Annotated in this window: 11 protein-coding genes and 1 pseudogene; all 12 read right to left on the minus strand. The window is 32.0% G+C overall.

Annotation, left to right across the window (positions count from 1 at the left end):
* Window positions 1-235: 235 nt before the first annotated feature.
* The 12 genes and pseudogenes from ACM55I_RS10260 to gmd all read right to left on the minus strand — a co-directional run bounded on the left by ACM55I_RS10260 (window position 236) and on the right by gmd (window position 15,190).
* The gene (locus tag ACM55I_RS10260) at window positions 236-2,608 is read right to left on the minus strand and encodes a GumC family protein (protein ID WP_416846678.1); all 2,373 of its coding nucleotides are present in this window, start codon (window positions 2,606-2,608) and stop codon (window positions 236-238) included.
* A gap of 8 nt (window positions 2,609-2,616) precedes the next feature.
* Window positions 2,617-3,411 carry a polysaccharide biosynthesis/export family protein gene (locus ACM55I_RS10265; protein ID WP_416846679.1) on the minus strand — a complete coding sequence of 265 codons (795 nt, stop codon included), beginning with the start codon at window positions 3,409-3,411 and terminating at the stop codon, window positions 2,617-2,619.
* A 366-nt stretch (window positions 3,412-3,777) separates the two neighbouring features.
* On the minus strand, window positions 3,778-5,196 hold the full coding sequence (locus ACM55I_RS10270; protein ID WP_416846680.1) for an undecaprenyl-phosphate glucose phosphotransferase: 1,419 nt from the start codon (window positions 5,194-5,196) through the stop codon (window positions 3,778-3,780).
* Window positions 5,197-5,253: 57 nt separating this feature from the next.
* Window positions 5,254-6,006 carry a WecB/TagA/CpsF family glycosyltransferase gene (locus tag ACM55I_RS10275; protein ID WP_416846682.1) on the minus strand — a complete coding sequence of 251 codons (753 nt, stop codon included), beginning with the start codon at window positions 6,004-6,006 and terminating at the stop codon, window positions 5,254-5,256.
* A 135-nt stretch (window positions 6,007-6,141) separates the two neighbouring features.
* Window positions 6,142-6,306: pseudogene (locus tag ACM55I_RS10280) on the minus strand (DapH/DapD/GlmU-related protein); the annotation flags it as partial.
* 323 nt (window positions 6,307-6,629) lie between these two features.
* Window positions 6,630-7,532, minus strand: a complete 903-nt coding sequence (locus ACM55I_RS10285; RefSeq protein ID WP_416846683.1) for a glycosyltransferase family protein — start codon at window positions 7,530-7,532, stop codon at window positions 6,630-6,632.
* Between the two features lie 503 nt (window positions 7,533-8,035).
* Window positions 8,036-8,977 (minus strand): hypothetical protein, encoded by a 942-nt coding sequence (locus ACM55I_RS10290; RefSeq protein ID WP_416846684.1) that lies wholly within the window; start codon window positions 8,975-8,977, stop codon window positions 8,036-8,038.
* Window positions 8,978-9,071: 94 nt separating this feature from the next.
* The gene (locus ACM55I_RS10295; RefSeq protein WP_416846685.1) at window positions 9,072-9,971 is read right to left on the minus strand and encodes a glycosyltransferase family 2 protein; all 900 of its coding nucleotides are present in this window, start codon (window positions 9,969-9,971) and stop codon (window positions 9,072-9,074) included.
* Window positions 9,972-9,990: 19 nt separating this feature from the next.
* A complete protein-coding gene (locus ACM55I_RS10300) occupies window positions 9,991-11,256 on the minus strand; it encodes a glycosyltransferase (RefSeq protein WP_416846687.1) in 1,266 nt (421 codons plus the stop codon).
* Window positions 11,257-11,277: 21 nt separating this feature from the next.
* Complete coding sequence (locus tag ACM55I_RS10305; RefSeq protein ID WP_416846688.1) at window positions 11,278-12,513, minus strand: hypothetical protein; 1,236 nt, start codon at window positions 12,511-12,513, stop codon at window positions 11,278-11,280.
* A 37-nt stretch (window positions 12,514-12,550) separates the two neighbouring features.
* Window positions 12,551-13,915 (minus strand): lipopolysaccharide biosynthesis protein, encoded by a 1,365-nt coding sequence (locus ACM55I_RS10310; RefSeq protein ID WP_416846689.1) that lies wholly within the window; start codon window positions 13,913-13,915, stop codon window positions 12,551-12,553.
* 153 nt (window positions 13,916-14,068) lie between these two features.
* Window positions 14,069-15,190 carry a GDP-mannose 4,6-dehydratase gene (gene gmd / locus ACM55I_RS10315; protein ID WP_416846690.1) on the minus strand — a complete coding sequence of 374 codons (1,122 nt, stop codon included), beginning with the start codon at window positions 15,188-15,190 and terminating at the stop codon, window positions 14,069-14,071.
* Window positions 15,191-15,202 lie beyond the last annotated feature (12 nt).

A 15,202-nucleotide genomic window follows, 5' to 3' on the forward strand; every position in this document is an offset into this window, starting at 1 on the left:
TGCAAAGCTATAGTAAAAATATAGGATAATCTATGTTTTTGACAGGAAATAGAAAACAAAAAAAGCAGGAAACTTCTTTATATATTCTCACTAACCCGCTGTAAGAACAATATTTTTTTCCAAGTTGATGCTCAAGCATTGATCTTCAAAAAAAATTAAAAAAACTTGAAGTCAAAATAAAAAAAGTTTACAAAATAAAATACTTTGTAAACTTTTTTAATAGAGAATGGTAAACTTAAAACTTAATTATTTTTTTATACCAAGGTTCTTTTTTAACTTTTACACCATAACCGTACCCATAGCCATAGCCTTTAGTTGAGTCAGTGTCATTAAGAAGTAGGCACATATTAGGCAATTTTTTTTCTTTAAATAGGGTGTTAGCAATGGCAAGCATACGTTTTTCTAAAAAGTTAGCGCGAGCTACGTAAATAAAACAATCTGCATTTTTAGCAATCAATAAAGTATCGGTCACTAAACTTACTGGAGCGGTATCTACTATGATGTAATCGTACTGGGTTTTTAAGGTTTTAAAAACCTCATCTACCTTTTTACTCATTAACAATTCGGCAGGATTTGGAGGAATTACACCTGCAGGGAGCACATGAAAATCTTCATAACCATCATATTTTACAATCAAATCCTCCAGAATCAAATCTTTGGAAGATAAGTAATTCGTAAATCCTCGGTCAGGCAAAGTTAGATATTCATCCAGCCTTGGATTTCTGATATCCATTCCTATCAGCAACACTTTTTTACCGGATAAGGCAAAAGTGGCGGCAAGATTAGCCGAAACAAACGTTTTACCTTCTTTAGGAAAAGTAGAAGTCAAAAATATAGTTTTAGCTAAACCATCAGGAACCTTACTCAACATAAATTCCAGATTCGTTCGAATAATTCGCAAAGCTTCTGCTGAACTGGTACGGCTTTCTGATTTTATAATTTCAGAAGGACTATCCGAGGTAGGCACATCTCCTATAAAAGGAATCAGTGTTTTACCCTCTAAATCCAATCGGCTTTTAATTTTAGTATCTAATAAATCGTCCGTATAAATAATCCCAAAAGGAACCAACAATCCTAGCAACAAACCTGCTAAATAAATGATGCTTTTTTTCGGAGAAATGGGTTTTTTTTCCGCTTTTGCAGCATCAATAACTCTGGCATTCGGTTCTGTGGCAGATAAAGAGATGGCGGTTTCTTCTCTTTTTTGCAATAAATACAGATACAATTCTTCCTTAACTTTTTGTTGTCTGGCAATGACTCTAAACTGACGTTCTTGAACGGGTATTTTCCCAATTTTGGTATTCAGCATCCCTTCGTTTCTGCTCAAATCTCTTTTTTGAATAGACAAACTGGATTGCAATCGCAATAAACTGGCAGCAACAGTAGTTTTTAACGAGGAAATTTGCTGATCGATTTTAACCACCGAAGGGTTAGCAGTGGTGGCTGATTTCAAAATACGGTTTCGATCCAAAACCAACTGATTATAAGAACTGATCAATCCGGAAGTATCGCCCTGCCCTGCAATAATATTGCTCGGAAGCAAATCAGCATTGGTACTTTTTTTCATAAAATCCAACATGGAAGAAACTACGTTCAACTGTATTTCAGTCTCCACGCCTTTTTTTTCATACTCATTAGAACCTTCTATAAAAAGCTTGGCTTCTGATTCGATATCAGTCAGTTTATTAGACTTTTTAAAACTTTCAACATCCTGCTCCACGCCGTCCAGCTCTTGGGTAATCAACGTCAACCGGTTCGCTATAAACTTAGAGGTATTTTCTGAAATAAAATTTTTATCCTCCGCTGCATCTTCATTGTAAATCTGAATCATATTGTCTAGGAAAGCCTCTGCTTTTTTGACCACAGCATCAGTAATAGAAATGGTGACAACACTACTCGTTTTACTGATAGACTCCACTTTTAATTCTTTTCTAAAACCTTCTACTGCATCCTCCAGAGGACTGACAACAATACTGATTGATTTCTTCTTGTCTTGGGCATTCACAACAAACTTTGACTTATTTATCATAAGCCGTCCGTATTTCGTAGGTATTAATTCCCCATATCGAAATACTTTTTTATCATTTAAGATTATCTTCGAGGTATCTTTTACTAATTCGTTTTCCAATCCAAACGTATTGGACGTTAAGCCTGTAAACTTTAAATCTATATTATGTTCGTAAAATGGGTCTGTTTTATCAACAAAATAGACTTCAATTGGGGCTTTTTGATAAATTTCTCTATCAACGACCTTACCTCTAACGATTAGAGCAATATTAAGATTTAACTTTTTTACGGTACTCTCGACTAAAGTTCTGGATTTTAAAATTTCAACTTCATTATCTACATTGCTTTTTAGGCCTCCGCCCATACCCAAATCAGCAAAAGCTGACAATTCAGAAAGCATCCCGCCTTTTTTATCATCTTTTACTAAAATGGTAGTCGTAGCCTGATATTGAGGTATAGTATAGCGCAAATACAAAAAAGCTAAAAATAAACTAATACAAGCACAAATCAGGAACCATTGCCAATGTACAATATACTTATCTAAAACTTCCTTTAATTGAAAATCATTTTCCTGATCGTCGTCAAACCTATTATTTTCCATGCAATAATTTATTTTGTAGTAGTAATAATCAATGTAATCAAAGTAATCAATAAAGAAGAAATAGAAATAATCACTCCTGTATTAGGACCAATCGCAGCTCCATTTATTTTATTCTTATTGGGTTCTACATAAACCACATCGTTTTGGGCTAAGTAATAAAAGGGGGAATTAATAAAATCCGATTTGGTAATATCCACTCTATTATACGATTTGACCCCATCAATTTCTCTTATGATCAAAATATTATTTCTTTTGCCATAAATCGTCAAATCCTTTGCCATTGTTAAAGCTTCAATCAAAGTAATTCGTTCCGAAGCAACTGGATAACTTCCTGGTAAATTAACTTCCCCCTGCACCGAAATTTTAAAATTCATGACACGAAGATTAACAATAGGACTCTTAATATAAACTGCAATTTTATCTTGCAGCATTTTCAAGACTTCGGATCGGGTTAATCCACTCACTTTCAATTTACCCAAAACAGGAAAATCAATCGCACCCTGTGCATCTACCAAATACAACTGAACCGTCTCCTGTCCACGAACAATATCAAGTTTACTGGCATTTGAAACGCTAAACGTTTTTAAATTGAATGGCATAGCAATTTCAGGATCTTCAGCAGACACAATAATCATCAGCAAATCATCCGGCTGCATTTTAATTTCATACGAATTTGATTTTTCTTGAGGCGTTGCATCATCAATACCCTGATAATACACGACATCTCTTCGGGAAGCGCAAGAAAAAAGGAACAGTACAAAAAACAAAGGGATTGTTTTTTTTATTAAAAATAAATAGTTCATAGGGTTTTAATTTTAAAAGCAGCAAATATAGGCATTAAAGTTATATTAAGGTTTAAAAAGAAGCAATCAGGCAATCCGCTTTTGAAGAATAGAGCAGTGAAAATTGCTAGTTTTAGAATTTGGAATTTGTTTTAACCGTGAATAAATGAAAATAGGATTGTCGGCTAAGCAAACTACAATTATTTTTCAGCCACGAATTTCCACAAATCTCACGAATTAGTGTTTAATTTTTTTTAAGGAATAAAATTCGTGAAATTTGTTCCTGAATTTTCTTTAGTATTATTTATGGAAAAGCAGGGACAGATTCCTCAATTGAACGATTAACCGATAAAACGGTTAAACAACTAACCAATTAAACCAACCCAACTAGTACGCATTCTCCTCTCCACGAAACACATTGAAAACCGTTCGATAAATAATTTTCAAATCCAATAATAAGCTCCAGTTTTCGATATACCAAATATCATGATCCACTCGATCCTTCATATCAATAAGCTCCTTCGTTTCACCGCGAAAACCATTGACTTGCGCCCAGCCTGTAATACCTGGCTTAGCATAATGACGGACCAGATAATTATTGATTAATTCTGAATATTGTTCCGTATGCTTCAGCATATGGGGACGGGGGCCTACTACTGACATAGTTCCCCAAAACACATTAAAAAACTGCGGCAATTCATCCATATTGGATCTGCGCAACAATGCGCCAACTTTAGTGACGCGTTTATCCCCAAGAGTGGCTTGCTTCTTATCCGCAGCAGCATTTACTTTCATAGTTCTAAATTTAAGACAAACAAAAGCCCTGTTATCTCTTCCGGAGCGCTTTTGTTTAAAAAACACAGGACCTGACGAATCCATCTTGATAAGGAGAATCAGAATGGGAAACAACCATGGAAAAAGCAACACGATAACCAGAAAGGAAAAACAAATATCAAATACTTTTTTTAAAAGAAGATTGAAGGTTAACTCCAATGGCTCCTTACGCAACATTAATACCGGAGTATTTTCATAAAAACTAATCTCAACCTTACGCGATTTAGTATATAGCTGAAAATCAGGAATAAACTTAATCCGCACCATATAACGTTCACAGAGTTGTGTCAGCTGATTAATTATTTTTATATTATCGATATGCAAGGCAACGTACATTTCATCCACATTTTCTTTAATAATAAAGTCTGCAATGGCATCAAACCCACCTAAAATTGGGGAAGAAATAAAAGTAAAAGGATCCACTCTGTCATCAAAAAAACCCAACACTCTGTAACCGTAGGTAAGATCTTTAGATAAAATCTTACGCATGTGTTCACCGGTATCATTAGCGCCTATTATTATTACGTTTTTAAAATTGTATCCTTGAGATCGAATATACTTCAACACTTTCATAAAAAGCACTCGGGAAACAAAAAGCAAGATCAAAAAGATCAAATAGAAATAAGACAAACGTAAACGGGAAATTTCATTATATTTCAAAACAACGACAAAGGCAACAATCAATGCTACATGAATAGCAATCATACGGATGGTTCGCATTAATATCATTTCAATTCGTTCGATACGAATGATGCGATACGAATCTTTACGAAGCAATAAAACAATCCAGAAAAGATTCGATAACAGGGAAATGGTTTGAATTTCTTTCAAATCCAAACGAACTAAACTATCATACCGAAATAAAAAGGAAAGAATAATCGCTACATTCAACAATACAATATCCCACAGGAGAAAACAAAGTTTAAAATAACGCGAAAAACGGTAAGCAGCTAGTTCTTGTAAAAGTGACATATAAAGACAGATAGGTTTTATTTATTTTTTTGCATGTTCTGATTCACAGTTTGCAAATTAGGAAATACTTTTAAAAAAAGTAGAGTGTATTTTTTTTTCTAAAATCAACTTGATAAAAACAGGTCCGTAATATAGGTATCTTTTCCACATTCGCCTGGGCTCTTTTACCAAACGAATAAACCATTCCAACCGTAGTTTTATCCAAAAGGAATGCGGACGAACTACGGTTCTTGCATAAAAATCGAAAACTGCTCCTATGGAACAAATAATTTTGGCATCCAATTGTTCTTTGTGTTCAAAGCTCCATTTCTCCTGTTTGGGTGCAGTCATACCAACGAATAAAACATCTGGTTGAAACGCATTGACCGCCTCAATCATTTGCTTGTTTTCAGCAACAGAAAACGCCGTTTTATAAGGGGGCGAAAAGGTCTGTACTTTGATATTAGGAAACTCTTTAGAAAGTCTTATTACAATTTTATGGAGCGTATTCTCAGAAGAACCCAAATAAAAACAAGTTCCTCCTTTTTTGTTTAAATTGTCTAAAAGATGATGATGAATATCTGCACCGGCAATTTTTTTTATTTTTGTTCTATTTAATAGCTTAATCGCCGCTACAATAGCCATACCATCAGGCAATAGAATATCGGATTGTTGTAACGCTTTTTTAAATGCAGTATCTTTTTCGGCAATACAAAAAGAATATTGGTTGATCGTATTGATTAGGGTTTTGCCAGTAGCAATACATTCCTCTAAATCACCACTGTAGATGGAATAGTTCATTAATGGAATAGAGGGTATTGATTTAGTCATTAACTTGATAAATATATTAGATTCTACTATAATTTTAAGCAAATCCGTTCAAAAAATTCACTCATTTTTTATTTAATTTCAAACTTACTTGTCAAAAAACGTTCCACAATGTTTTTCTAAATCTTCTGTAGATTCGAAACGACTTGTAATTTTTCTTGCAGGATTACCACCATAAATACTAAAAGCATCTACATCTTTTGTTACGACCGAGCCAGCGGCAATAATAGCTCCCTCATTAATTTGAACACCTTGGATTATAGTGGAACCATATCCCACCCATACATCATTACCAATTTTTGTAACAAGATTTAAACCTTTCCAAGCGTAATCGATATCTCGAATAGCAGAAGCTAATCTAATAGGTATACCAATTTGTTGATAATGGTGATCATATTTCCCTACAACTGCAACTCGATTACCAAAAATCACGTTATCACCAATAATACAATCGGTCTCAATGAAAGAATCTCTACCGATATAAAAATCTTTACCAATCTCCAATGTTGATTTGGCCCAAAGACGAACACGTACTCCTGCATAAAAACCATATCCTATTGAATACTTGCGATATTTTATCTTAGCAAGGTATTTATTTCTTAATGCTTTTAGAATCTTAACTAATGTCATAATCCGAGATAGGTTTCGATTTTAGATTTTAAACGAGATAAATACCCCATTTTTATTTGAAATTTTTGTTGGGCTGTTTCTGTTATTTCTACTTTAGAAGGAAAATCAAATAATCTTTTATTTTCGGTATCTAAGATAGGTACATATCTGCGTGAAGATCCTTTTGTATGAGTTGCATTGATACCAAATCCTTCATTCAGAATTTTAGATTCCACCGGATAGACAGTTAACCCTCTTATTTTAAATTGATTATAAAACCAACGTATTGCCCATGAATCAAGATTATTATTCATTTGTTTTTTTAGCATTCCATTTAGATCAGATCCTCCTTTTGCAAATGCTTTTTGTGCTTTATTATTTTTAACAAACTGATTGTAATCTTTTATCTCCCAATCTGTTTTATTCCATCTATCAGCCCAAGTTGCCCAACCCCATGACCATCCTCTGTTTAAAAAATAAGTATCATACACATATTTTTCCTCTATTTGTAGATTGAATGAAAAACCTGAAATAGAAAACACTTTTTCGTTATCTTTATAATTTGTAAGGGTTTGATTCATAAAGTCTAAAAAGTTACTGGTACTAGCCAAATCATCTTCTAAGACAATTACGGATTCATAAATTTTTAATATTTGACTAACTCCTTCAATAATCGAACTAGCCAACCCCTTATTGAATTGGGATTCATAGATTGTAACCATTTTAAAACCATTAATAGACTTAATGTATTCTCTAACGGCATTAACTGAATCTGCATCTTGTTTGCCTTTTGCGGCATCCGAGAAAATATATAAATCGGAATCTGTTGCCAAATAATTTTTCTGCAGTCCAGCCACCGTTTGCTTTAAGGTATCAAGACGTTTATAGGTAAAAAGGACAATGGGGGCTAATTTTTGCATTTAGTATTATGATATTTCTTGATATAATATTTGTGTGTATTACCAATAACAACCTTATTCCACTTTTGAAGCATTCTTGATTTTATAGGTGTTGTTAGGAAAAACGAAATAATTGTTGACAATGTCATTAAAATTTTCATTTTTAATCTATCTTTTACCTTTTTTTATACTAGATAGCATCCGGCTCGAGCTATCCAAATGACCTCCTTTGTCGATTTTTATAAATTGTCTAAATTTCATGCCCTCTTAATTCGTAAAAAAACATTGACAGCAAGAATCTTACAAAAAAATAACCGATAATGAAAACGTATCAAAGTTTATATAACAACTATATTTTCTCTTATTTTGTTGATGCTTAAATTTTTTTTGGTTTTTCTTAAGATTAAACTTGCTTTAGAGATCTAGATAAATTGAAAGTTCAAAACAAGTGTCACCAAAAGTTAGATTGTATTTGTGATTAAGAAACAAGAATTTGGAATATTACCAAGCAATTAGGCATGAATTCATCGTTTATTAATGATAATAAGTAGATTAGGATAATGAATAAGTAGATTTTTTAGTTGTATGTCATTAGCTTCTCCATGAACGTTTATTTTAAATAATGACTTTTCATTTGTCTTACCCCTACTTCTTTCAGGATTAACGTCAATATTTTCGTAGATGTTATTCTTAACGACTGTGACCTTTCTTTCATTTAATACTACCATTGCCCAAAACCATATATCATCAGCGGTAGGACATAATTTCATGAAATATTCTTTAGTAGATACATCATGATAAAAGCAACCTGGAGGATATAGCACTCCCCCACAGCCGGTTAAAAAGTTGAGATATGATGCCGATTTACTTTTAATCTCTGATTGCCAATGCTTATAAGGTAGAATATCTTTAGCGTCATCAAATTGTATTCTACTTGCTCTATGACAGTGAATGTTCAAAGGTTCTCTTTTGTAGGATTCGTATAACAGTTCTAACCATTTTTTCTGATAATAAACATCATCATCTGCGGTTACTATGATGTCACGAGGATAATTATTTAATGCATAGATTAATTTTTTGTATGATTTTATATCCTCACACCACTTAATGGTTAATCCATTTTGTTTCATATTTAGCACCATTTCAGGAATATCTTTTTCTTTGTTAGGGAATTCCTCCTCACCTAACCATAAAATTATTTTATCCGGTTTTAAATTTTGATTTAATAAAGAGTGTAATGTAAAATGAATATCATACATTCTTTCAGGAAAAGAGGTCAGGGAGACAATGATTTTATCTTTTCTTGGTACCGAATTGATTCCAATTATCGTATTTTTTTTAATTTCATTTTCAATTTTAATTTTATCTTTTCGTGTTAAAGGTGATGGGATTAATCCGCATAATCTATATACTTTACGTATCCCTCTCCTATAAAAAGAGAGTGTTTTTTTTATTATATTATTCATTTATTTATTGTAAATAAAAAAGTTATTAAAAAGGCATCGAGTTTATGTTTTACGATTTAAACATTATTGTCGCTTAAAAGGTAACTTAACTCATTTACAATTTACCCTTATTTAAAAACATCTGTTTTCTTTTTTTAATTATTGAAACAACACTTTGTGGCAATATTTTTTTCATTCCCATTTTAGAGGCAAAAGCAACAATTGAAATCATAAACTTAATCTGCCAACCTTTTTTTTTATGCAATCCATACATATGACCTCTTTCGTATCTCTTCCTTATAACATCACTTAAAGCTTCACTCGAAGACACCCCATTTATAGCGTCGCATTTGGATATAATTACTGGTATGTACTGGAACTTATATCCGAGATTATAGACTGTATAAAAAAAATTATGATCTGCACAAATTTTGTAGATTGTTTCAAATCTATTGATTTTTAAAAGATTAGTTTTAGAGAAAACCGATTGATGCACAAAAGGCATGTGGTTTTTATTAGAAGGAGGCATTGCTTTTCTTATGTAATTTCCTGTTTCCAATATCATTTGCGAATCTCCAAAAACTATGTAAGAATCTGGATTAAGGTTTTCTAAAAACTTAGTGATTATACTATAATCATAAAAGCAATCTCCAGCATTCATAAAATTTAGCCACACTCCTGTTGCCTTTTCAATTCCCTTATTCATCGCATCATAAATCCCATTATCAGGTTCACTTATCCAATATGCAATCTTGTGTTCATACTTTTTGATAATCTCAATAGTGCCATCAGTAGATCCTCCATCTATAATAATGTATTCAATATTAGAATAGGTTTGATTAATGACACTAAGAATCGTTTCTTCTAAAGTGATTACAGCATTATATACTACAGTGACGACTGAAATCAAGGGATCTATCTCTTGCTTATTAGTGGCATATCGATTTGTCATACTAATTGATGAAGTATGAATAACATTATTTTTTACCTCTGTACTACCTTCGTTGTCTTGCATAAATTTTTTTATAAATTAATTAAACATTGGAGCGTAGCTCTTTTGAGGATACCTCTTTATATATTGATAATAAACTATTTTTTATAATGCTTTTATCATGTCTTTTATGTGCGGTTGAAATGGCATTTGAACTTATTCTCATTAAATTGGTTGGGGCAATAGTTAATTCAATAATTTTATAAGCCAACATATGTGGTTCATTGCTTGGTACCAAAAAACCATCAATTCCATCTTGTATAAGCGAAGATATACCGCCAACATTTGTTGAAATTACGGGGAGACCAATCAATTGAGCTTCGCAAATACTGTTGGGGCTATTGTCTATATAAGAAGCGTGAACAAAAAAATTTGAACGTAATAGTCCTTGCATCAGTTCTTCTCCCAAAGTCACACCTTTCAATATTACATTATTATCATAAAAATTAATCCCAACTAAATTTTTAATCAATTTTGCATATTCCGAATTGGGTGTAATCCCATAAATATTCCATTCAAAATCGAAATTTGCGTTTTGTTTTAAAAGAACAGCGGTTTTTAAAATTAAATCTAGTCCTTTATAAATATCTGCATTTATAGTTGTTGCAATGACTAATTTATCATTTTGAGGCATTTCCCATTTTGCTTTATAAAAAACATTTCTAATCATTTCGTCACAATGATAATAATTAGCATGAGGAGCATAAAGTTTTGTAATGGACTTGTCCCAATTTGTACGCCCTATAAAGTTTGAACAATTTTTAAAAATGTCTAATTCGCGTTGAGCCATTTTTTTAAAGCAACAGTACTTGTGAAAAAGACCACGCCCTTTAGCTAATAACGATAAATTTAAACTCTTCAATAAAGAAGTTTTTTTGAAACCTGGAAAAAACCATGCGTTTAAATATGGATTTATTATTCCTTGTAAATGAATTACCACAGGAACATGAGTATGCTTCGTAATTTCTCCTAGCATTGTTTCTGTTCCAAATATATGTATAACGTCAGGAGCGAAATCTTTAATTGGTGATATAAGTTTTTGTACTTGTTTTTTACTGCCAATTTTATGCATCCAACCATTGTAAACATTTACAAGCTTTGCTCTTTTTTCATTCAATTGATAATACTTTATCCCATCATCATCTTTAAAAACAAGATTGCTATCACCCCAATATACTATTGCAAGTTCAATGTCTTTATCATTAACGAATAATTCTTTGAGTGAACTAATCCAATTACCTCCTGGATAAAAGGATTTTCCGTTTACAACTGGCTTCATTGAAACGTGCGAATACCACAGTACTTTCATAAATAAATTTATTTAAACATGTTAAGTTTTAGTAAAATAAAATTTCACTTGCTCATTAGTTATTAAACGCCAATTTGATGATTCACAAATAGCAAATGAAATCCATACAAAAAAATATTCTAAACCAAAACTTGGCAATCCATAAGGGATTAAAAAAACAACATGAAAAAACATAAACAAAGCAAGAGCTTTAGTGAACCTATTTCTAGTTTTGAAAAAACCAATATAAGCAGCATGCAACAAAAGGTAAACATAAAATACTAAATATATTATTCCACCTTTCAGAATAAAATAAAGCCACCCGGATTCATGAGTATATCTGGGCTCATCGAAGAAGGACGATTTGTAAGTGCCTTCGATTCCTTTTCCAAAAAGCCAAGCGTTTTCTGCAGTTAAATTTTTAATTAATTCCATATCCACCCCAGACCTTGTATCTTCGTTAATTCGATTAAGTAAAATTGAAAAAATAGAATTCGAATTATTTTGTACTAGTATAAAAACTATTGAAATGAGTGCAAAAATAAATACAAACTTTACAATACGGTTTTTGCTTTTTGACTGCTCAAGATATAAATAAAACATCCCTAAAAAATATAAAGCAAACATAAAAATCCCACTCCGTCTAGCAAAATATGTCATTAAAAACATCATAAATAACGAAGAGAAAATGGCAACCCATCTATATTTACGAGGAACAAACTCGTAACACAACAATGATAAACTTGAAATACTAAACCAATAGTAGTACTGATTAGCTAACATGGCTAATCCAATTTCTCCATCTGTATTCCATGTTACCCCACTGAACACAACTGCTTGCATTGCACTAAAGTTTAACACAAAAAAGATATAGCCTATAAAAGAGAAAACAAAGATTATATTAAATAATTTTGGTAGCGAAATGATGCTTGTACCTAGCAAAACAATAAATGGTAATAAATATGAAGTTAAGCCATAGATCTTATAAGGATGCAAACTATCTTCACTATAATCTTGACCTAAAAAAAAAGGACGAATAATTATTAAAAAAGTCCACCATAAATAAGCATTGAATACGATTCTTATTTTCCCCTTCAATAGATTAACTCTCTTATATCTAAAATAAAATGGAGATACAAAAATGAATAACAAGCCGATAAAGGCAATAGTACTTTGTAATGGATGATATAATAGTTCAGCAAATTCTTTTAATCCAAAAAGAAGGAATCCAAATAGAATAATTGAAAAAACTCGATAATTGGTTTTAGAAAATTGCATTAAGTTTTTTATAAAAAATTTAAATTATTAATTAGAATTATTTATTCCATATACCTTTAGCGGTATTATTAATAACCTTATAATACTGCATTGGAGCTAAAATCATACTCGGAATAAAACAAATTATCGTTGCAAAAATGACCCCAGCAGCTCCCATTTTTAAGTTACTAGCAAAATAAATGGATAGCGGAATATTGATTAAAGAACAAAATACGCTTTGTAAAGCTTGAATTTTTACTTTTCCGATACCATTTATGAAAAAGGTATATGGTGTCACAAATATTGATGACATTATAAAAATTCCCATTAAAATGGTTAAAGATTTTGTAACATAGACTTTGGAACCAATCCAAAAATGATAAAAAATATTGGATAGAAACATCATAATCAAAACACAAAAAATAAAAGCAAATGCCATTCTGTTAAAGTTTTTCATAGATTTTCTAATCCATTCAAAATCATTTTTTATATAGGCTTCAGTAATACTAGACCAATAAGGGTTTGCGATAATATTGAAAAGCATTGTAGCAATACTAAAATATTTATATGAAATATTAAAGGGTACAACTTCAGCAGGAGAAAATAAATTAGAAATAATCATATTATCAGTAGAATATAATACTATCCCTGAAATTTGAACTATAAAAAATAGGAATCCCAATCCAAAAATATCTTTTAGATACTTTTTTTTCCATAGAGAAAGACTCGGTTTATACTGTTTGTATGTTTTTGAAAATGCAAATACATTCAATCCCAGTAGTAGTAGTACGGGAAAGGCAGAAAAGATAGTACCAAAAACCAATAAGGAACTCTCTCCTGTATGTGTCATCAACCAAATAACCAACAAAGATCCAACGGATGTAAAAAAGTTAATTTTCCCCTGCATAGAATGGTGTTGGTCTGCCGTATAAATAGTAGTTATTAGTTTTACCACCAATTGTAAGCAGAAAAAAGCAAATACTATAGGCATAAGAATTCCCAGTTCTTTTTGTGCTGCAGGATTAGCATTAAATACACGTGTCCAATCTATAAAAAAATTGAGTCCAAAGAACACCAGTGTTAATAACAAACAAATACTACCAATGGTGTAATAAGCAGAACTTACGTAGGCTTTGGCAAGAGTTAAATCGCCTTTAGCCTTAGCAACAGTAAATTTGTTACGCAATCCATTGCCCAAACCAATATCAAAAAAGGAAAACCAGGCAATGAAAGAACTCAACGTAAGCCATATTCCATAATTTTCGGGGTCTAAATAGTTTATGGTTAATGGAACTATTAGAAAACTAGACACCATGCTTCCTCCTTTATAAATAAACGACAAAAGAACATGTCTTGTGATTTTCTTAGTGCGGTCACTTTTAATTCCAACTTTATTGTAAACTTTATGGATTGTCTGTTTCAATTATTAAATATATTTTAAAAAACTGTAAAATAACGATGCCCCTACATTATTAATGAAAAGGAACAGATTTAATTTATTTTTAAATTTAAGAATGATATTTCAAAAATAATTCTTTTATTATTTTTTGTTTTAATACTAAAGTAAGATAATTATCTACTCAAAATAATTCAAAGTAGTATACCCCCCATCTTTCAAGTACTGGTCTTTCTGCATTAATTTCAAATCACTTTGCATCATGTCTTTAACTAGGGATGGCAAATCATATTTACATTCCCATCCTAACTTAGTTCTTGCTTTAGTAGGATCTCCTATCAATAAATCAACTTCAGTTGGTCGGAAATATTTAGGATCAACCGCTAATACTTCTTTTCCTATTTCGATTTGAAATTCAGGATTCGCACATGCTTTAACATACCCTTTTTCATCAACTCCTTCTCCTTTAAACTCTAATTCAATACCAACCTCAGCAAAACTCATGCGTACAAAATCACGAACAGGGGTAGTTTTTCCAGTTGCAATAACCCAGTCTTCCGCTTCATCTGCTTGCAAAATCATCCACATCATGCGTACATAATCTTTGGCATGACCCCAGTCACGTTTGGCATCAAGATTCCCTAAATACAATTTATCTTGCAAGCCCAAAGCAATTCTAGAAGTCGCTCTGGTTATTTTACGCGTTACAAAAGTCTCTCCACGAATAGGAGATTCATGGTTGAATAAAATACCATTACAAGCATACATGCCATAAGCCTCTCTATAATTTACAGTAATCCAAAAGGCATACATTTTAGCAACAGCATAAGGAGAACGGGGGTAAAAAGGAGTAGTTTCTGACTGTGGCACTTCCTGCACTTTACCATACAATTCAGAAGTGGAAGCTTGATAAATACGGGTCTTTTTTTCTAACCCTAACAAACGAACGGCATCAAGTATACGCAAAGTTCCCAATCCATCCGCGTTTCCCGTATATTCAGGTGTTTCAAAAGAAACTGCAACATGGCTCATCGCTGCCAAATTATAAATTTCGTCAGGCTGGATTTCTTGAATTAAACGAATCAAGTTAGTCCCATCCGTCATATCGCCATAATGCAAGAAAAAATTACGGTGATCCACATGTGGATCTTGGTATAAATGGTCAATTCTGTCCGTATTAAATAACGATGAACGTCTTTTTAATCCATGAACAATATAACCTTTTTTTAATAAAAATTCGCTTAGGTAAGCCCCATCTTGTCCTGTTACTCCGGTAATAAATGCTATTTTTTGTGCAGCCATTATTTTACTTTG

This window comes from Flavobacterium algoris, assembly GCF_048158525.1.
GTDB classification, from domain to species: Bacteria; Bacteroidota; Bacteroidia; order Flavobacteriales; family Flavobacteriaceae; genus Flavobacterium; species Flavobacterium algoris.

What these genes read in the sequence shown, in the direction of transcription:
- ACM55I_RS10265 (WP_416846679.1), bottom strand. Translation starts at nt 3,411, where the DNA reads ATGAACTATTTATTTTTAATAAAAAAAACAATCCCTTTGTTTTTTGTA.
- ACM55I_RS10300 (WP_416846687.1), bottom strand. Translation starts at nt 11,256, where the DNA reads ATGAAAGTACTGTGGTATTCGCACGTTTCAATGAAGCCAGTTGTAAAC.
- ACM55I_RS10290 (WP_416846684.1), bottom strand. Translation starts at nt 8,977, where the DNA reads ATGAATAATATAATAAAAAAAACACTCTCTTTTTATAGGAGAGGGATA.
- ACM55I_RS10295 (WP_416846685.1), bottom strand. Translation starts at nt 9,971, where the DNA reads ATGCAAGACAACGAAGGTAGTACAGAGGTAAAAAATAATGTTATTCAT.
- ACM55I_RS10305 (WP_416846688.1), bottom strand. Translation starts at nt 12,513, where the DNA reads ATGCAATTTTCTAAAACCAATTATCGAGTTTTTTCAATTATTCTATTT.
- ACM55I_RS10260 (WP_416846678.1), bottom strand. Translation starts at nt 2,608, where the DNA reads ATGGAAAATAATAGGTTTGACGACGATCAGGAAAATGATTTTCAATTA.
- ACM55I_RS10285 (WP_416846683.1), bottom strand. Translation starts at nt 7,532, where the DNA reads ATGCAAAAATTAGCCCCCATTGTCCTTTTTACCTATAAACGTCTTGAT.
- ACM55I_RS10270 (WP_416846680.1), bottom strand. Translation starts at nt 5,196, where the DNA reads ATGTCACTTTTACAAGAACTAGCTGCTTACCGTTTTTCGCGTTATTTT.
- gmd (WP_416846690.1), bottom strand. Translation starts at nt 15,190, where the DNA reads ATGGCTGCACAAAAAATAGCATTTATTACCGGAGTAACAGGACAAGAT.
- ACM55I_RS10275 (WP_416846682.1), bottom strand. Translation starts at nt 6,006, where the DNA reads ATGACTAAATCAATACCCTCTATTCCATTAATGAACTATTCCATCTAC.